Here is a 16,235-nt window from a genome sequence, read left to right as displayed (position 1 = left end):
GATGAGACGCTTGCGCGCGCCCGAGGCGGTCGAGGTGCTGGACGAGGAGACCTGGGAGGTTCCCGCCAGCCTGAGCGAGGACGACTGGCGCGGCATGGCCGACGGCCGCCGCGACGGTCCTCTGGAGGGGGAGGAGGAGACATGGTGAAGCGGCTGGGGACGAGACGACCGGCGCGGCCGTTGGCCGAGGGGCGCTGGTTCTGGCGCAGGCTCTACGCCTTCACGGTGACGGCCGCCCTGTTCTGGCTGCTGCGGGGCGCGGTGCGGGCGACGCCGCCCGAACGCCTGCCAGAGACGGCGAACGGACTGATGACGCTGATGGCGCTGATCCTGGTCCTGTACCTGGTGGCGCCGACGGCCCAGCAACTGGCCGCGGTGGCGGCCAATCTGCGCCTGCGCCTGGCGGTTCGGGGGCGGCCATGAGCTACAGACTCTCGACCCGCTCTCTCGCGCGGCTTCAGGGCGTTCATCCGGCCCTGGTCGCGGTGGTGGAGGCTGCGATCCTGATCACGCCGGTCGACTTCATGGTCACCGAGGGGCTGCGCTCGCCCGCGCGGCAGGCGGCCCTGGTGCGCGCCGGGGCCAGCCGGACGCTGAGCTCGCGCCACCTGACCGGACACGCGGTGGACGTCGCCGCCCTGGTGGAGGGGCGCGTGCGCTGGGACTGGCCGCTGTACGGCCGGATCGCCGAGGCCTTCCGCGCCGCCGCGGCCGCGCGGGGCACGCCCATCGTCTGGGGCGGGGACTGGCCCACCCTGCGCGACGGCCCTCATTTCGAACTGGACCGGAAGGCGTTTGCATGAGCCCCCGCGTCCTTATGCGCGCGGCCGCCTGGATCGCCGGCGGCGTGACGGCGCTGGTCCTGCTGTCGGCGCTGCTGGGCGGCCTGGGCCTGCGCTGGGATCCGCTGGGGTTCGATCGGCGGCGGCTGGAGCGGGCCGAGGCGGGCGCCGCCCTGGGCCGGGCCGAGGCCGACGCGCGCCGCCTGGAGGCCCAGGGCGCCGCCGACCAGATGCGCCGCCTCGACCAATTCCATCAACGCGAGGCGACGGTCGGCCAGGTCACGGCCGCCGCCCTCGACCAGGCCAGGAGCGCCGCCGATGCCCATCAGCCCCTTGAAACCGATCGCGCCGATCGCCTGCGTCGTCATGACGGCGAGCTGTGCGGGATCGCCCCCGACCTTGACGGCTGCGCCGGTGCGGCTGGTCCTGCCGGAAGCGGCGACGCGGCCGTGCGCCCTGGCGACCCTGCCCGCTGACCCCGCCGTGGGCGACCTGGAGGCGGCCTATGCGGCGCGCGGCGGCCAGATCGTGGCCTGCGACGCCGCGCGCCGGCTGGCGGTCCAGACCCTGCTGGCCGAGCGGGCCCTGCAGGACCGGGCGCGCGGGGCCGACTGAACCCTCGCCCGGCAGCTTCGACCCGGCAACTTCTGCCGTGAGGCGGACAAGCTTGCCCGGCGTCACCGCCAGCCTTGCAATGAGATGTAATAGTTTCAATGGGTTAGCGGGCGGCCGGCGCGCCTGACGCCTGGCCTCGACCTTGCTCCTGGAAGACCGAGCAAAATGCTCCCGGCCGCCAAAATGGCGTCGGACATCACACGAAGTGAAAAAGGACAGCCAAAATGGCTAACAACAGCATCAATGTGAACGCGGGCGCCCTGGTGGCCCTGCAGAACCTCAACGCGACCAACCGTTCGTTGGCCGTGACGCAGAACCGTGTCAGCACGGGACTGGCCGTGGCGACGGCCAAGGATAATGGCGCCATCTTCGCCATCGCCACCAATCAACGCGCCGAACTGGGCGCCCTGAATTCGGTGCGCCAGTCGCTGCAACGCGGCCAATCGATCGTGGACGTGGCCCTACGGCCGGCGACACCGTGGTGTCCGCCCTGACCGAAATGAAGGCGCTGGCCGTCGCGATCGAGGCCGGCGGCTCGACCGCCACCACCGACGCGCTCCAGGCCGACTACGACGCCCTGCAGGACGAGATCGACGCGGCGCTGGCCGGCGCCAACTTCGACGGCGTCAACCTGTGGACCGACGGCGCGGTGAACAGCGTGATCACCGACACGGGCGGCACGACCTACGACATCGGCTTCGCCGCCGCCGTGGACCCGACGCCCGCCACCGCCACCGCCGCGGCCGTGCAGACGACGATCGAATCCTTCACCGCCAGCCTGGCCACGATCGGCACCCAGTCCAAGTCGCTGGAACGCCAGACGACCTTCAACAGCAAGATGCAGGATGCGGTGGAAGCCGGCATCGGCAACCTGGTGGACGCCGACCTGGCCAAGGAAAGCGCCCGCCTGACGGCCCTGCAAACCAAGCAGCAACTGGGCGTGCAGGCCCTGTCGATCGCCAACTCGTCCAGCCAGATCCTGCTGGGCCTGTTCCAGGGCTAAGCCCTCGCGCCGCAAGGCGCCTGACCTCGCAAAGGCGGCCGAACCCGGGTTCGGCCGCCTTTTTGCTTGTCCGGCAGTTCGTGCCGGGCAGATTTTGCCGGGCGCCCGGCAGACCTTGCCGCCGACCCGGCATTTCCTGCCGCAGCCTTAACGTAAACGGCGATATAACTCAGCAAAATCAATAATATGAGCGGGTCTTGCGTTGGCCCGTTAATCTTCGCTCTGGCCCGGCATTTGCTTCCATCCAGGTGGGCAAAAGGCCCCCGGCCGTCAAAACGACGCCGGACACCACGAAGTGAAGAAGGACAGCCAAAATGGCTAACAGCATCAACACGAACTACGGCGCCAACGTCGCGCTGCAGTCCCTGAACGCCACCAGCCGGGCGCTCGCCACCACCCAGAACCGCGTCAGCACCGGTCAGGCCGTCTCCTCGGCCAAGGACAACGGCGCGATCTTCGCCATCGCCACCAACCAGCGCGCCGAACTGGGCTCGCTGACCTCGGTCAAGCAGTCGCTGCAACGCGGCCAATCGATCGTCGACGTGGCCCTGGCGGCCGGCGACACCGTCATCTCGGCCCTGACCGAAATGAAGTCCCTGGCGGTGGCCATCGAAGCCGGCGGCTCGACCGCCACGACCACGGCTCTGCAAGCCGACTATGACGCCCTGCAGACCGAAATCGACAACGCCCTGGCCGGCGCCAACTTCGACGGCGAGAACCTGTGGACCGCCTCGGTCGACGTGATCTCCGACACCAGCGGCACGACCTACACCGTGGGCATGGCCGCTCCGGCCGACGCGACGCCCGCGGGCGCCACGGCCGCCGAAGTCCAGACCGCCATCGAGGCCTTCACGGCCGACCTGGCGACCCTGGGCACCCAGTCGAAGTCGCTGGAGCGTCAGACCACCTTCACCAGCAAGATGGAAGACGCCCTGGAAGCCGGCGTCGGCAACCTGGTGGACGCTGACCTGGCCAAGGAAAGCGCCCGCCTGACGGCCCTGCAGACCAAGCAACAGCTGGGCGTGCAGGCCCTGTCGATCGCCAACTCGTCGAGCTCGATCCTGCTCGGCCTGTTCCGCTAAGACGACCGGCCGGGACGATCCGCGTGATCGTTCCGGCCGACCTCTTGCGCTAGAGGAGCGCGGTCGAGGCCGCGCCTGGAGCCATGTCCAACCATGTCGCGAGTGTAGCCAGCGTATCCCCAGCCGTCGAAGTCGCCGCCGCCGTCCCCGCGCCCCCGCCCGCCGTCCCGGCGACGGACGCGCGAAACGACAACGCCGACATCAGTCGAATGCGGCTGACCATAGAGGCGACCCCGGAAGGCCGCTTCATCTACAAGGTCCTGGATCGGGTCACCGGAGAGGTGATCCGTCAGCTGCCCCGCGAGGAGGTGGAACGGCTGAACGCCGACCCGACCTACCGAGGCGGCAAGGTGGTCGACACGACCATCTGAAGGGTCCGGACCCACGTCTTGCCCCGTCGCCGGCGTCCGCCGCGCGGCGCGATCGGCGTCGCCCGCGCGTTAACCATACGCTCACGACTCATGGTTAATCCTGCTTCGAACAGAAGTTCCGAGGCTCGAAGCCATGACCACCAGCATCCATACCAACGCCTCGGCGCTCGTGGCGCTGCAGAACCTGAACCGCACGAACGACCAGCTCGCGGCGACGCAGAGCCGTGTCAACACCGGGCTGAAGGTTCAGGGCGCCAAGGACAATGCGGCGGTCTGGGCCGTGGCCCAGGGCCAACGCGCGGACAAGGGGTCGCTGGAGGCGGTGACCACCAGCCTGAACCGCGCCACCTCCATCGCCGACGTCTCTCTGGCCGCCGGCGAGCAGATCTCCGACCTGCTGATCGAGTTGAAGCAGAAGGCGACGGCCGCCTCCGAACCCAGCGCCACCCAGGCCACGCGGGATTCCTACAACGCCGAGTTCCAGTCGCTGCTGGAATCCATCCAGTCGTTCGCCGACAACGCCATCTTCGACGGCGCCAACATCTTCGACGGGTCGATCACCGCGCCGCTGGACTTCTTGGCCAATGCGAACGCGAGCGAGACCATCTCGCTGGATCCGCAGGACATGACGCTGACCGGCCTGGGCCTGGACGGCCTGGACCTGACCAGCGAGGCCAACGCCACGGCCGCCCTGACGGCGGTGACGGCCGCCATCACGACCAGCAGCGCGCGTCTGGCGGACCTGGGCGCGCAGGCCAAGCAGATCGAACGCCACACGGTCTTCGTCAGCAAGCTGTCGGATTCGCTGGAGACCGGCATCGGCAATCTGGTCGACGCCGACCTAGCCAAGGAAAGCGCGCGGTTGCAGGCCCTGCAGGTTCAGCAGCAGCTGGGCGTCCAGGCCCTGTCGATCGCCAACCAGGCGCCGCAGGTGATCCTGTCGCTGTTCCAGGGCTGAGGCCTCGCTTAACCCCGCGTTATCCCGGCTTGGCGCAAGAGTGAGGCGCGGAGCCGCATGATGATCGACAACAGCTACCTGCTGGGCCTGTTCGGGACGTCGACCACCACGACGTCGAGCACGACCTCGGCCGCCACGACCGCAACCAAGAAGACCCAGCCGACCGCGCCCTGGTCCAGCACCGAGACCGCCTCGAAGCCCAGCGACCTGGTGCGCTCGGCCCTGGCCGGCCGCCGGCTGATCAACGAAAGCGCCGTGGACCTGGATCTGGCCGGAGCCTCGGCCGACTACACGCGCCTTTTCGCCCTCTACAAGGGTCTGGAGACCCTCAGCGCCCTTGCCGACCGCGCGGGGGAGCGGGGGTTGAGCGCGATCGAACTGGCCCAGACGCAGAAGCGCTTCGCCAGCGGCCTGGAGGAGGTCGGCGACTGGCTGTCGACCACGAAGTTCGAGGGCGTCGACCTGGTGCAGGGCGTGTCTTCGACCAAGGTCAAGACGACGGCGGGGATCGAGAAGTCGTCGACCACCTTCGTCTCCCAGCCGGTGCACATGGGCGCCATAAGCGAACCGGTGGCGGCCTTCGAGGGCGACGTTCGCTTCACCATGACCGTGGGATCGCGGGCGATCCAGATCGACCTGGCCGACATGGGCGACACGCCGCGCACCTTCGGCGCGGTGGTGCAGCACATCAACGCCAAGCTGGGCGACGCCGGCGTCTCCACGCGGGTCAGCTACGAGCAGATTCCCGGCGAGGCCAAGACGGTCAAGAGCGGCGACAAGACCATCACCCTGCCGGCGGGCCCCGACCAGTGGGCCTTCGAGATCCAGGGCGCGGTGGGCGAGACCGTGTCCTTCTCGGCCGACGCCGTCTCCGACGCGGTCTATGTGACGCAAGGGGTGGGGACCAAGGGCGTCGATCAGCTGTTGAAGTTCCAGGCCGACGGCGGGTCGGCTCCCGCCGCCGCGGCGCGCGTGGGGGACGCCTTCGCGGTCGACGGGCAGGTGGGGCAGACGGCGCTGCCGGAAGGCGTCGGGACCGTGCGGGCCAGCGCGACGGCGGCCGACGGTTCGCTGTGGGTCGTGGCGGACCTGACCGCGGGCGACGCCAACCAACCGATCAAGGGCAAGAGCGACGTCGCCCTGATGAAGTTCGATTCCGCGGGCAACCTGGTCTCGACCCGGCTGCTGGGCGCCGCCAGCGAAGCCAGCGGCTTCGCCATCGCCGTGGGCGACGACGGCCGCGTCGCCGTCGCGGGATCGGTCACGGGCGCCCTGGAGCCGGGCAAGAGCGGCGCCGACCAGACCGTGGCCGACAGCTTCGTCACCGTCTTCGACGCGACGGGGGCCGAGATGTGGACCCAGAGGCGCGGAGCCAAGGCCGAGGACGAGGCGACCGCGGTCAGCTTCGGCCCGGACGGCCAGGTCTATGTCGCCGGCCGCGCGCGTTCGGCCATGCCGGGCGCCACGGCCCTGGGCGGCTGGGACGGCTATGTGCAGGCCTTCTCGGAGCATCAGACGACGCCGATCGCGCCGGTCCAGGGCCTGGGGGCGCGGTGGCGCAGTTCGGGGGCGTGGGCGATGATTTCGTCCAGGCCATGACGGTCTCGGGCTCGGACCTCTACACCGCCGGGGTGGAGAACGGCCGCATGGTGGTGCGCCAGTTCACCCTGGGCGAAGACGGCGCGCCCGTGCTGTCGGCGACCCGCGACCTGGGGCTGGCGCAAGGGAGCATCGCCGGGATCGCGATCGACAACGGGCGCGTCATCCTGACGGGCCAGACCGAGAACGCCGCGCTGGACCTGGGCGCGCCGACCACGGCGCACGGGGGCGGTTCGGACGCCTTCATCGCCGTGATGTCGGCTGACCTGCAGCCGGCCGCCAGCGACCGCCTGACCTATATAGGCGGGGAGGGCGACGACACCGCCGCCGACGTGGTGGTCAAGGACGGCAAGGTCTGGATCACCGGCGCCAACCGGGCGGCCGGCGCTTCCGACGCCGATCCCAGCCAAGGCTATCTGTCGCGCCTGGACCCCGAGACGGGCGCGGTGGAGTGGAGCCGGACCTGGACCGCCGACAACGCCCAGGCCCGTCCCGCGACGATCGCGGTCGCCTCGGGCGGCGCCAGCGTCCTGGACCGGCTGGGCCTGCCGCAGGGCGAGATCACCCAGACCAACGCCAAGCTGCTGACCCAGGCCACCGCATTGCGGGTCGGCGACCAGTTCACCGTCACGCCCGGCAACGGCGCGCGCGCGGTCACGGTGGAGATCACGGCCAAGGACACGCTGGACACCCTGGCCAAGAAGATCGTCAACGCCTCCAGCCGCCAGCTGAAGGCGACCGTCGTCACCGACAAGACCGCCCCCTTCATGCAGCGGCTGGAGATCACCGCCGAGAGCAACAAGGCCGGCGCCGTCATCTCCTCCGGCGCGCCAGGCAAGGACGCGCTGGGCGCGCTGGGCCTGACGCCGGGGCTGATCTCAACGACCGCGGGCGCTGAATCGAAGGACAGGAAGGCCTATGGGCTGAGCCTGCCCAACACCCTGACGCTGAACGGCAAGGAGGCGATCAAGGCCTCCATCGAGGCCCTGGCCAGCGCGATCTCCACCGTCCGGTCGGCCTACAAGGGCCTAGGCCCGCAAACCGCCGGAACCCTGACCAACAGCCTGACCGGCAAGGGCGGCTCGACGGCCTATTACGACACCCAGGCGGCCAACTTCCAGGCGGCGCTGGCGCGGCTCAGCACGACGGCCTGAGCGCCTGTTGACGGTTGACGCCCGGCGTCGGGTCGGGGTTATTGACGCTCCCCCTCCGTGAAAGCCGTCGCATGGCCCTTCCCAAAGACAATCGCGTGATCATCGGCGTGGGCGCGGCCGTCGTGGTTGTCGCCGCCGTGGCGCTGGCCCTGGTCTTCACCGGCGGGGATCAGCCCGACGAGGCGCCCCCGCGTCCAAGGGCGGGCTGGTCGTGGACCTGGCCGAGGCGCCGTCGCTGGAGCCGACGCGCGAACTGCGCTGCTTCGTCGACGGCCAGTTCGTGGGCATGGCCACCTGGCCGACTGCGCCCAGCGCAACGGGCTGGCGACCGACGCCCTGGACGTGGGCCTGGACGAGACCGGCGCCCTGGCGGCCGCGCCCACGGCGGCCTTCGCGCCGCCGCCCGAGGCGCCGCCGATCGAGATGGCCGAGGCCGCGCCGGCGCCGTCGCCCGACGCCGCCGCGCCGCGACCGTCTCCGTCGCCCGCGCCGTCCGCCACGCCCTGCCTGCGTTACAGCGGCTCCGACTGGCGGGTGCTGTCGACGGGCATGGGGCTGAACGCCTGCGTTCAGGCGCTGTACGCCGGGACCTGCGTTCGTCCCGGAGAGGCCCAGTACGGGCGCTGGGGCGACACCACCCTGCGCCTGGTGCCGCGCCGGGTTGAACAATCGGCCGACAATACGCGTTTCCGCACCCTGGCCGAACAGGATCGCAACTGCCAATTCCCGGGTCTGAACTGATGCGCGCCGCCGTCACCCTCGCCGCCTTCGCAGCCGCCGCTCTCGTCGGGGCGTGCAGCCAGGGCCCCGATTTCGATTTCGAACCCGGCGTCTGCTATTTCGTCGCCCGCCCAGACGGCGAGCCGCCGCGCCTGGAGGTGGTGGCGCGCGACCAGGCCCAGATCGAGTTCTGCGCCGCGCGGCTGGAAGAGATGCGGCTGCGCTTCCTGCGGATGGGGGGATCGAACCAGGAGATCGTGGGGGCCTATCAGGGCCGGTTCGTCTTCATCGACCGCGAAGGGGTCAAGATCGGCCAGAGCCTGGACGGCAGCCGCTTCTTCGCGATGGCGCGCACCGGCGACGGCCGCCTGGCCATTCCCGGCGCCATCGCCCGCGACGACACGGGCCGCCCGGTCGCCGTCGCCCCGGCACCCGAGGGGCGATAGGCCAGGCTTGCGCCGATCGAACAAAGGTGGAACATTCGTTAATCCACCGGTTTGACGCGCGCGATGTCGAATGCGGGGTGGCGGCCGGTCTCCCGGCGCCTAAGACATCGGCTGAATTGCGGGCCGGCGACCGAGTCGCCACCCATACGAGAAGGAAGTTTCCATGGCGGGCAGCGTCAACAAGGTCATTCTGGTCGGCAACCTGGGCCGCGATCCCGAGATCCGGTCGATGCCGAACGGCGACCGCATCGCCAACCTGTCGATCGCCACTTCCGAGACCTGGCGCGACAAGTCGAGCGGCGAGCGCAAGGAAAAGACCGAGTGGCACCGCGTCGTCATCTTCAACGACAACATCGTCAAGGTGGTCGAGAACTATGTGAAGAAGGGCTCGACCGTCTACATCGAAGGCGCGCTGCAGACCCGCAAGTGGACCGACCAGCAGGGCGTCGAGAAGTACACGACCGAGATCGTGGTCAGCCGGTTCAAGGGCGAACTGACCATGCTGGGCGGCCGGTCCGACGGCGCCTCGCAGGGCGGCGGCTATGGCGGCGGCCGCGGCGACGACGACTATTCCTCGGGCTTCTCGACGGGCGGCGCCAACAAGCCTTCCGGTCCCAAGGAAAGCACGACCTGAACGACGACATCCCCTTCTGAGACGCCGACGTTTCGACCGAAACGTCGGGTCATCCGATGTGAGCGGACGGGGGCGCCGCGGCGTGCCATAGCGCGATCATGACCGCGCCCGCCCCGTCCGCTCCCGCCGCCTCCAGGCCGCATCCCCTGACCGCGCTGGAGATCGCCGCCATCCTGGCGATCATCGTCACCTGGGGCGTCAACAACGCGGCGGGCAAGCTGGCGACCGAGACGATGCCGCCGCTGCTGGTCGGGGCGTTGCGCTTCGCCATCGCCACCGTCTGCCTGGTCCCCTTCGTCCGCCCGCCCTTTCCGGATTGGCGCAGCCTGGTGCTGATCGTCGTGGTCGGCGGGGCGCTGCAGTACGGACTGCTCTACGTCGCCTATTCCCTGGCTGCGGACATCACGCCGGTGACGGTGGCGAACCAGCTGTGGATTCCGCGCCTTCCTGTTGCTGAAGGAGCGGCTGGGCAAGGCGGCCCTGGGCGGGATGGTCGTGGCCTTCGTCGGCGTGGCCTGGATGATGCTGGACGCCCACGCCGTCCAGGACTGGCGCGCCATCCTGGTGGGTATAGCCGCCGGCGCGGCCTGGGCGCTGACGACGGTGGTGGCGCGGCGCACGACCTAGATCCCGCCGCTGAAGATGCAGGGCCTGCTGGCGGCCGGCACCCTGCCGATCCTGGCCTTCGGCTCGGCGGTGTTCGAGCGCGGCCAGGTCGAGGCGGTGCGACACGCCGGGCCCCTGGTCTGGGCGGCCCTGCTGTGGGCGGGGATCGTGTCGTCGGTCATGGCCACCACCTTGCTGTTCTGGCTGGTTCAGAGGCGCGAGGCCGGCCGCGTCACCCCCTATCTGCTGGCCACGCCCGTGGTCACCATCCTGATCGGCTGGGCCTTCATGGGCGACGTGCTGACGCCGCAGATCCTGACCGGCGCCGCCATCGCCATGGGCGGGGTCGCGGTGGTGGCCCTGGCCGAACGGGGCTTGCGCGCGGGCGCCGCCAAGGCTTGATCTAGACGCTTCCCAACAGGAGCCTGGCCATGCGCAATTCCCTGGACGCCGACCGCCTGTCCCACCGCTGGTTCGGGCGCCCGCACGCCGAACTGGACGAGGAAGAACGGCAGGTGCTGGACCGGACCGCCGCCCGGCGCCCCATCACGCGCGACACCAACGAGGCCTTCGCCGGCAAGCTGTCGTTCGGCGACCGGATGGCGGACCGCGTGGCCAGCTTCGGCGGCTCCTGGACCTTCATCAGCGCTTTCGGCGTGTTCCTGGCTGTGTGGGCGGGGCTGAACCTGGCCTTGGGACGGGGGGCGTTCGATCCGTACCCCTTCATCTTCCTGAACCTGATGCTGTCGACGCTGGCGGCGATCCAGGCGCCCATCATCATGATGAGCCAGAACCGGCAGTCGGAGAAGGACCGGCTGGACGCGGCCAACGACTACCAGGTCAACCTCAAGGCCGAGATCGAGATCATGGCGCTGCACGAGAAGCTGGACGAACTGCGCGACCGCCAACTGGGCGCGATGATCCTGAAACAGCAGGAGCAGATCGACATGCTGACGCGGCTGCTGACGGAAAAGGGCCGCTGACGACGCCAGCGGCCCTTAGTCGCGCGAAGGAGGCGGGAGGTCAGCTTGCGCTGAGGGCCGCGCAGGCCACCCGGTCGCCTGCGCCGCCGATGGGCTGGGTGCTGTGGTCGTCGGCGTTGGCGTGAATGATGACGGCCGAGCCGTCCTGATCCCACAGCCATTGGCCGGGCCCCTCTGCTGAGATGCGGGCGCGGGTGGTGAACAGTTCGGCGTTCACCTTGCCGTCGGCGCCGGCGTAGATGTTGGGCAGGTCGCCGTCGTCCGGGCCGTTCGGGTTCAGCAGGCCGTGCGGGGCCTTGGGCTCGGCGTGATTGATGTGGGCGCCGGACGAGGTGAAGGGCGCCTCGCAGGTTCCCGTGGCGTGGATGTGGATGCCGTGCCAGCCGGGCGTCAGGCCCGACGCCTCGACCTTGATCAACAGGCCGGTCGCGCCCTGGCGCAGCTCGACGCGGCCGATCTGGGCGCCTTCGGCGTTGACCAGGACCGCCTGTCCGCCGGCGCCGACCGGCGCGCGGTTCATCGTCAGTTGCGCCTCTTCGACGGTCGAGGCGCAGGCGGCGACGAGGCCGAGCGGAGCCGCGATCAGCAGGGCGGCGGCGAGGGTCTTGGCGTGCATGCGGAAAGTCCTTTCAGAGACGGGCTTTCACGGCGGCGTCGCTTTGCCACCCGAGCCCCTGAATGCTAGAAACCGGAACAGCGGATCACGTTCCGATTCCGGCCGCATAAAGCCACGCTTCCTTGACCGACGACAGCTACGAAAACGCCGCAACCCCGATCAATGGCGGAGGCGGCGGCTCCGACATCTCAACGATCACGATCGAGGACGAACTGAAGCGTTCGTACCTCGACTACGCCATGAGCGTGATCGTCAGCCGCGCCCTGCCGGACGCGCGCGACGGCCTGAAGCCGGTGCATCGGCGCATCCTGTATTCGATGCACGACCTGAACATGACGCCTGAGCGCGCCTATTCGAAGTGCGCGCGCGTGGTGGGCGACGTGCTGGGCCGGTTCCACCCGCACGGCGACGCCTCGGTCTATATGGCGCTGGTGCGGATGGCGCAGCCGTTCTCGATGGGGCTGATGCTGGTCGACGGCCAGGGCAACTTCGGTTCGGTCGACGGCGATATGCCCGCCTCGATGCGTTACACCGAGTGCCGGATGGCGCCGGCGGCCGTGGCCCTGATGGCCGACATCGACAAGGACACGGTCGATTTCCAGCCGAACTACGACGAGAAGGAACTGGAGCCGGCGGTCCTGCCGTCGCGGATTCCGAACCTGCTGGTCAACGGCGCGGGCGGCATCGCTGTCGGCATGGCCACCAACATCCCGCCGCATAATCTGGGCGAGGTGATCGACGCGGCGGTGGTCCTGCTGGACGACCCGGACGTGTCGGACGAGGCGCTGCTGGACATCGTGCCGGGTCCGGACTTCCCGACCGGCGGCGAGATCATGGGCCGCACGGCGCCGCGCAACGCCCTGCGCGAGGGCCGCGGCTCGGTCATCGTGCGCGGCAAGGCCTCGATCGAGGAAATCCGCAAGGACCGCGAGGCGATCGTCGTCACCGAACTGCCCTATCAGGTCAACAAGCAGACCCTGATCGAGCGCATCGCCGAAATGGTGCGCGAGAAGCGCCTGGAAGGCATCGCCGACGTCCGCGACGAATCCGACCGTCACGGCATGCGGATCGTCATCGAGCTGAAGCGCGACGCCTCGGGCGACGTGATCCTGAACCAGCTGTGGCGCTACACCGCCATGCAGTCCTCGTTCGGCGTCAACATGCTGGCGCTGAACCACGGCCGCCCCGAGCAGATGGGCCTGCGCGCCCTGCTGGCGGCCTTCCTGGACTTCCGCGAGGAGGTGGTGGTCCGCCGCGTCAAGTTCGAGCTGAACAAGGCGCGCGACCGCGGCCACGTCCTGGTCGGTCTGGCCGTCGCCGTCGCCAACATCGACGAGGTGATCCACATCATCCGCTCGTCGGCCGATCCGACCGAGGCGCGCGAGCGGCTGCAGGCCAAGCCCTGGCCCGTGGGCGACATGATGGCCCTGGTCGAGCTGATCGCCGATCCGCGCACGGTCATCGTGGAAGGCGACAAGATCCGCCTGACCGACGAGCAGGCCCGCGCCATCCTGGCCCTGACCCTGTCGCGGCTGACGGGCCTGGGCCGCGACGACATCTTCGGCGAGGCGCATGGCCTGGCCGGGACCATCCAGGGCCATCTGACCATCCTGTCGGACCGCAAGAACGTCCTGGCCATCATCCGCGAGGACCTGCTGGCGGTGAAGGCGGACTTCGCCGTTCCGCGTCGCACCCTGATCGGGGAAGGCGACGGCGAGATGGAGGACGAGGACCTGATCCCGCGCGAGGACATGGTCGTCACCGTCACCCACGGCGGCTACGTCAAGCGCGTGGCCCTGAACGCCTATCGGACCCAGCATCGCGGCGGCAAGGGCCGCAGCGGCATGGCGATGAAGGACGAGGATGCGGTGGTCGGCGTGTTCAGCGCCTCGACCCACACGCCGGTGCTGTTCTTCGCCACCAACGGCAAGGCCTACAAGCTGAAGACCTGGCGCCTGCCGCTGGGCAATCCGCAGTCGCGCGGCAAGGCCTTCGTCAACCTGCTGCCGATCGAGCCGGGCGACAGCATCATGAACGTGCTGCCCCTGCCCGAGGACGAGGCGACCTGGGGCGACTACGACATCATGTTCGCCACCCGCTCGGGCGACGTGCGGCGCAACAAGCTCAGCGACTTCGCCACCGTCAACCGCGCCGGCAAGATCGCCATGAAGCTGGAAGGCGACGACCGGATGGTGGGCGTGGGCCTGTGCACGGCCGACGACGACGTCATGCTGACGACCGCCATGGGCCGGGCCATCCGCTTCAAGGCCGACGACGTGCGCGTGTTCAAGGGCCGCGACTCCACCGGCGTGCGGGGCATCCGCCTGCAGGACGGCGACCAGGTCATCTCCATGGCCGTGCTGGGCCGCGTCGACGCGACGCCGGAAGAGCGCGCCGCCTATGTCAAACACGCCAACGCCATGCGCCGCGCCGCCGGCGACGAGACCGACGACACGCCGGTCGAGGTCGATGAGGAGGCCGCTCAGGACCTGGGGGCCGAGGCCAGCCTGTCGGTCGAGCGCATCGCCGAACTGGGCGCGGCCGAACAGTTCATCCTGACGGTCACCGAAACCGGCTTCGGCAAGCGGTCCTCGGCCTATGAGTATCGCCGCACCGGCCGGGGCGGGCAGGGGCTGACGGCCCACGGGCTGGGCGGTCGCGCGGGCGCACGCCTGGCCGCGGCCTTCCCGGTGGAGGACACGGACGATCTGCTGCTGGTCACCTCCGGCGGCCAGATGATCCGCACCCGCATGGACCAGGTCCGCATCGTCGGCCGCTCCAGCCAGGGCGTCACCATCTTCCGCACCGCCGACGGCGAAAAGGTCGTCTCGGTCGAACGCCTGCCCGAAAGCGGGGGCGACGGCGCGGTCGATGAGGGTGAAGAGGGCTAAATTAACCTCTGGGGCGTCTCGCCAGACGCCCCAGACCCGCATCCCGCGTCCGAGCGATAAGCTTGTCGTCTAACGTAACCAACGGCGCCTTCTCGATTTCGGCCAAGGCTAGGTATGCGGCATCGTACGCGGAAAAGTGGTGATCGGCAGCCAAGCTAAAAGCTCGCATCGCCAAGCTGGCGCTTGATCGGGTGTTTGCAACAAAGTCGTCTATAGTGCGGACTGCTTCCGCTGAGACGGCCAAGCGCGTCTCACCTCGCCATACCTTTTTTGCAGCAATGCTGGCGATCTCGAGTCGGAGAATATCTGGCGCTATCAATATCGGCCCCTGCCGAAGATAGGCGCGCGCTTCTTCGGAGTGCGCTTCGTTAAAGAATGCGGCGGCGATCACCGAGGCGTCGACGACGGCGTCAACGGCCATCTCGATCCGCCCGAATGAGATCAACGCTCGACGTCTTTGAGATGGCAGTGTTCGCCGCGAACCAATCAAGCGTTGCCGCCCTTCGCTTTAATGCAGATTGGTTGATCAAGGTCACGGCTGCATCCTCGGGCGACACGCCCTTCTCTTCCGCAATATCCTCAAGCATCCTTTTGGCGGCGGAGTTCAGGCCCTTCAGGTGCAGTTCCGCCATGCCGTCGATTGGTCTAACGGCGGGAGGCGCCAGGCTCGCCAAAACGCTGGTAAAGGTCACGCGGTCATGGTTGACGTCGAGGCGTGCCTTTCTTTTCGCTCGCAGCCAAGCCAAGGCTTGGCTGTGGGTTTCCGTGTTGGCCCACCACTGGCGCTTGTGCACGCCATAAGCCGTCGGAGGAAGCTTTCGACCCAACAGCGCTTCTATCTCCTTATAGGTCATGACGACGGATATTTCCTCCCTCTCGGCGAGGTAGCTTTGAAGCGGCGCATACACGTTCATGAAAAGCTCCATTAAGATATATAAAGTTATATAAAGGTCTTGCTGCGGTGTCAAATGCTCGGGACATCCTGATCGACGGAGGTCCCGCCTCTCTCGACGATCTGGCCCATCAGGCCGTCGTAAACTACGGCGCCTACACATCCTTTCGCGTGGAGGGCGGGGGCGTGCGGGGGCTGGATCTGCATCTGGCGCGGCTGGAGGCTTCGGCGGTCGAACTGTTCGGCGAAAGCCCCGGAGAGGCGGCGCTGCGGCGCCATATGACGTCGGCGGTCGGCGATCGGACCGACGGCTGGCTGCGCGTCAGCCTGTTCTCGCCCGAGATCGGTCATCGCGCGCCGACCTTCGTCGGCCCGCCGCGGGTGATGACGCGCTTCTCGCCGCCTCCGCCGCCGCTGGCCGACCGCGTGCGGGTTACGGCCGTGGTCCATGTGCGCGAGGCGCCGCACCTGAAACACCTTGCGACCTTCGGCCTGGTGCGCGCGCGAAGGGCGGCCCGGACGGCCGGGTTCGACGATGCGCTGTTCACCGATGCGGACGGATGGATTTCCGAGGGAACGCTGTGGAACGTCGGCTTCCTGGCGGGGGGAGGATCGTCTGGCCCCAGGGGCCCATGCTGGCCGGCGTGACCCAGGCGCTGATCGGCCGCGGCCTGGCCCAGGCCGGGCTGGGCGCCGAGACGCGGCCCGTGCACAGGGACGACCTGCCCGGCTTCGACGGCGCCTTCCTTTGCAACAGCGCCACGCCCGCCTGCACGATCACGGCCGTCGACGACGTGACCTTCGCCGGCGATCCCGACGCCCTGCAAAAGATCGTCCGGGCCTGGTCGATGCAGCCGCTGCAACCGCTCGGTCGATGACGATG

The 16,235-nt window shown here is 69.0% G+C and carries 22 protein-coding genes and 3 pseudogenes; 21 read left to right on the top strand and 4 right to left on the bottom strand.

The annotated features are described in order from the left end of the window. The first annotated feature begins 1 nt into the window (after nt 1). The 14 genes and pseudogenes from MU852_RS05230 to ssb all read left to right on the top strand — a co-directional run bounded on the left by MU852_RS05230 (nt 2) and on the right by ssb (nt 9,384). Entirely contained in the window at nt 2-148 is a 147-nt protein-coding gene (locus MU852_RS05230) for a hypothetical protein (protein ID WP_249751302.1), read from the top strand. Continuing rightward, nucleotides 142-423 (top strand): hypothetical protein, encoded by a 282-nt coding sequence (locus MU852_RS05225; protein WP_249751301.1) that lies wholly within the window; start codon nt 142-144, stop codon nt 421-423. The genes MU852_RS05230 and MU852_RS05225 overlap by 7 nt, the downstream gene beginning before the upstream one ends. Continuing rightward, nucleotides 420-803, top strand: coding sequence for a M15 family metallopeptidase (locus MU852_RS05220; RefSeq protein ID WP_249751300.1), 384 nt, complete (start codon nt 420-422; stop codon nt 801-803). Before MU852_RS05225 ends, MU852_RS05220 begins: the two co-directional genes overlap by 4 nt. Next, nucleotides 800-1,258 carry a hypothetical protein gene (locus MU852_RS05215; RefSeq protein WP_249751299.1) on the top strand — a complete coding sequence of 153 codons (459 nt, stop codon included), beginning with the start codon at nt 800-802 and terminating at the stop codon, nt 1,256-1,258. The genes MU852_RS05220 and MU852_RS05215 overlap by 4 nt, the downstream gene beginning before the upstream one ends. Nucleotides 1,259-1,265: 7 nt before the next feature. Continuing rightward, entirely contained in the window at nt 1,266-1,397 is a 132-nt protein-coding gene (locus MU852_RS17280) for a hypothetical protein (RefSeq protein ID WP_283843790.1), read from the top strand. Between the two features lie 224 nt (nt 1,398-1,621). Then, a pseudogene (locus MU852_RS05210) lies at nt 1,622-2,400 on the top strand (flagellin). Between the two features lie 314 nt (nt 2,401-2,714). Next, on the top strand, nt 2,715-3,482 hold the full coding sequence (locus MU852_RS05205; protein WP_249751298.1) for a flagellin: 768 nt from the start codon (nt 2,715-2,717) through the stop codon (nt 3,480-3,482). An 83-nt stretch (nt 3,483-3,565) separates the two neighbouring features. Continuing rightward, nucleotides 3,566-3,853, top strand: a complete 288-nt coding sequence (locus tag MU852_RS05200) for a flagellar protein FlaG (RefSeq protein WP_249751297.1) — start codon at nt 3,566-3,568, stop codon at nt 3,851-3,853. 133 nt (nt 3,854-3,986) lie between these two features. Continuing rightward, nucleotides 3,987-4,811, top strand: a complete 825-nt coding sequence (locus tag MU852_RS05195) for a flagellin (RefSeq protein WP_249751296.1) — start codon at nt 3,987-3,989, stop codon at nt 4,809-4,811. Between the two features lie 57 nt (nt 4,812-4,868). Beyond that, nucleotides 4,869-6,410 carry an NHL repeat-containing protein gene (locus tag MU852_RS05190; RefSeq protein WP_249751295.1) on the top strand — a complete coding sequence of 514 codons (1,542 nt, stop codon included), beginning with the start codon at nt 4,869-4,871 and terminating at the stop codon, nt 6,408-6,410. Next, on the top strand, nt 6,383-7,564 hold the full coding sequence (locus MU852_RS05185) for a hypothetical protein (protein ID WP_249751294.1): 1,182 nt from the start codon (nt 6,383-6,385) through the stop codon (nt 7,562-7,564). Before MU852_RS05190 ends, MU852_RS05185 begins: the two co-directional genes overlap by 28 nt. A 342-nt stretch (nt 7,565-7,906) precedes the next feature. Then, entirely contained in the window at nt 7,907-8,305 is a 399-nt protein-coding gene (locus MU852_RS17755) for a hypothetical protein (RefSeq protein WP_347342347.1), read from the top strand. Beyond that, nucleotides 8,305-8,730, top strand: coding sequence for a hypothetical protein (locus MU852_RS05175; protein ID WP_249751293.1), 426 nt, complete (start codon nt 8,305-8,307; stop codon nt 8,728-8,730). Before MU852_RS17755 ends, MU852_RS05175 begins: the two co-directional genes overlap by 1 nt. A 163-nt stretch (nt 8,731-8,893) precedes the next feature. Beyond that, nucleotides 8,894-9,384: pseudogene (ssb, locus tag MU852_RS05170) on the top strand (single-stranded DNA-binding protein). Nucleotides 9,385-9,413: 29 nt separating this feature from the next. Here ssb and MU852_RS05165 read toward each other — a convergent pair. Next, complete coding sequence (locus tag MU852_RS05165; RefSeq protein ID WP_249752010.1) at nt 9,414-9,635, bottom strand: hypothetical protein; 222 nt, start codon at nt 9,633-9,635, stop codon at nt 9,414-9,416. Between MU852_RS05165 and MU852_RS18370 the strand changes: the two are divergent. The 4 genes and pseudogenes from MU852_RS18370 to MU852_RS05155 all read left to right on the top strand — a co-directional run. Next, nucleotides 9,583-9,690 (top strand): annotated as a pseudogene (locus MU852_RS18370) (DMT family transporter); the annotation flags it as partial. The gene MU852_RS05165 and the pseudogene MU852_RS18370 sit on opposite strands and share 53 nt — an antisense overlap. Nucleotides 9,691-9,814: 124 nt before the next feature. Continuing rightward, nucleotides 9,815-9,991 (top strand): hypothetical protein, encoded by a 177-nt coding sequence (locus MU852_RS17745; RefSeq protein ID WP_347342346.1) that lies wholly within the window; start codon nt 9,815-9,817, stop codon nt 9,989-9,991. Between the two features lie 15 nt (nt 9,992-10,006). Beyond that, the gene (locus tag MU852_RS17740; protein WP_347342345.1) at nt 10,007-10,372 is read left to right on the top strand and encodes an EamA family transporter; all 366 of its coding nucleotides are present in this window, start codon (nt 10,007-10,009) and stop codon (nt 10,370-10,372) included. Nucleotides 10,373-10,401: 29 nt separating this feature from the next. Further along, complete coding sequence (locus tag MU852_RS05155; protein WP_249751292.1) at nt 10,402-10,953, top strand: DUF1003 domain-containing protein; 552 nt, start codon at nt 10,402-10,404, stop codon at nt 10,951-10,953. A gap of 40 nt (nt 10,954-10,993) precedes the next feature. Here MU852_RS05155 and MU852_RS05150 read toward each other — a convergent pair whose 3' ends face one another. Beyond that, nucleotides 10,994-11,569, bottom strand: a complete 576-nt coding sequence (locus MU852_RS05150) for a superoxide dismutase family protein (protein WP_249751291.1) — start codon at nt 11,567-11,569, stop codon at nt 10,994-10,996. Between the two features lie 122 nt (nt 11,570-11,691). On the opposite strand from MU852_RS05150, the gene gyrA reads away from it, so the two are divergent. Then, entirely contained in the window at nt 11,692-14,460 is a 2,769-nt protein-coding gene (gene gyrA, locus MU852_RS05145; protein ID WP_249751290.1) for a DNA gyrase subunit A, read from the top strand. A gap of 1 nt (nt 14,461) precedes the next feature. Here the strand turns inward: gyrA and MU852_RS05140 are convergent, their stop codons facing one another. Continuing rightward, entirely contained in the window at nt 14,462-14,881 is a 420-nt protein-coding gene (locus MU852_RS05140; RefSeq protein ID WP_249751289.1) for a type II toxin-antitoxin system VapC family toxin, read from the bottom strand. Continuing rightward, nucleotides 14,871-15,374 carry a DUF7662 domain-containing protein gene (locus tag MU852_RS05135; protein ID WP_249751288.1) on the bottom strand — a complete coding sequence of 168 codons (504 nt, stop codon included), beginning with the start codon at nt 15,372-15,374 and terminating at the stop codon, nt 14,871-14,873. Before MU852_RS05135 ends, MU852_RS05140 begins: the two co-directional genes overlap by 11 nt. 47 nt (nt 15,375-15,421) lie before the next feature. On the opposite strand from MU852_RS05135, the gene MU852_RS05130 reads away from it, so the two are divergent. Both MU852_RS05130 and MU852_RS05125 read left to right on the top strand, forming a co-directional pair. Further along, nucleotides 15,422-16,000 carry an aminotransferase class IV gene (locus MU852_RS05130; protein ID WP_249751287.1) on the top strand — a complete coding sequence of 193 codons (579 nt, stop codon included), beginning with the start codon at nt 15,422-15,424 and terminating at the stop codon, nt 15,998-16,000. Then, nucleotides 15,985-16,230 carry an aminotransferase class IV gene (locus MU852_RS05125; RefSeq protein WP_249751286.1) on the top strand — a complete coding sequence of 82 codons (246 nt, stop codon included), beginning with the start codon at nt 15,985-15,987 and terminating at the stop codon, nt 16,228-16,230. Before MU852_RS05130 ends, MU852_RS05125 begins: the two co-directional genes overlap by 16 nt. The last annotated feature ends 5 nt before the right edge of the window (nt 16,231-16,235 follow it).

This window comes from Brevundimonas albigilva, from assembly GCF_023503965.1.
Lineage (GTDB): Bacteria > Pseudomonadota > Alphaproteobacteria > Caulobacterales > Caulobacteraceae > Brevundimonas > Brevundimonas albigilva.
Note: the sequence above shows the minus strand (reverse complement) of the source record. Positions and strands in the feature narration are given on the sequence as shown.

What these genes read in the sequence shown, in the direction of transcription:
- MU852_RS05200 (WP_249751297.1), top strand. Translation starts at nt 3,566, where the DNA reads ATGTCCAACCATGTCGCGAGTGTAGCCAGCGTATCCCCAGCCGTCGAA.
- MU852_RS05215 (WP_249751299.1), top strand. Translation starts at nt 800, where the DNA reads ATGAGCCCCCGCGTCCTTATGCGCGCGGCCGCCTGGATCGCCGGCGGC.
- MU852_RS05135 (WP_249751288.1), bottom strand. Translation starts at nt 15,374, where the DNA reads ATGAACGTGTATGCGCCGCTTCAAAGCTACCTCGCCGAGAGGGAGGAA.
- MU852_RS05150 (WP_249751291.1), bottom strand. Translation starts at nt 11,569, where the DNA reads ATGCACGCCAAGACCCTCGCCGCCGCCCTGCTGATCGCGGCTCCGCTC.
- MU852_RS05165 (WP_249752010.1), bottom strand. Translation starts at nt 9,635, where the DNA reads ATGGCGAAGCGCAACGCCCCGACCAGCAGCGGCGGCATCGTCTCGGTC.
- MU852_RS05220 (WP_249751300.1), top strand. Translation starts at nt 420, where the DNA reads ATGAGCTACAGACTCTCGACCCGCTCTCTCGCGCGGCTTCAGGGCGTT.
- MU852_RS05205 (WP_249751298.1), top strand. Translation starts at nt 2,715, where the DNA reads ATGGCTAACAGCATCAACACGAACTACGGCGCCAACGTCGCGCTGCAG.
- MU852_RS17740 (WP_347342345.1), top strand. Translation starts at nt 10,007, where the DNA reads ATGCAGGGCCTGCTGGCGGCCGGCACCCTGCCGATCCTGGCCTTCGGC.
- MU852_RS05195 (WP_249751296.1), top strand. Translation starts at nt 3,987, where the DNA reads ATGACCACCAGCATCCATACCAACGCCTCGGCGCTCGTGGCGCTGCAG.
- MU852_RS05125 (WP_249751286.1), top strand. Translation starts at nt 15,985, where the DNA reads ATGCTGGCCGGCGTGACCCAGGCGCTGATCGGCCGCGGCCTGGCCCAG.
- MU852_RS05140 (WP_249751289.1), bottom strand. Translation starts at nt 14,881, where the DNA reads ATGGCCGTTGACGCCGTCGTCGACGCCTCGGTGATCGCCGCCGCATTC.
- MU852_RS05190 (WP_249751295.1), top strand. Translation starts at nt 4,869, where the DNA reads ATGATGATCGACAACAGCTACCTGCTGGGCCTGTTCGGGACGTCGACC.
- MU852_RS05225 (WP_249751301.1), top strand. Translation starts at nt 142, where the DNA reads ATGGTGAAGCGGCTGGGGACGAGACGACCGGCGCGGCCGTTGGCCGAG.
- MU852_RS05155 (WP_249751292.1), top strand. Translation starts at nt 10,402, where the DNA reads ATGCGCAATTCCCTGGACGCCGACCGCCTGTCCCACCGCTGGTTCGGG.
- MU852_RS05230 (WP_249751302.1), top strand. Translation starts at nt 2, where the DNA reads ATGAGACGCTTGCGCGCGCCCGAGGCGGTCGAGGTGCTGGACGAGGAG.
- MU852_RS05175 (WP_249751293.1), top strand. Translation starts at nt 8,305, where the DNA reads ATGCGCGCCGCCGTCACCCTCGCCGCCTTCGCAGCCGCCGCTCTCGTC.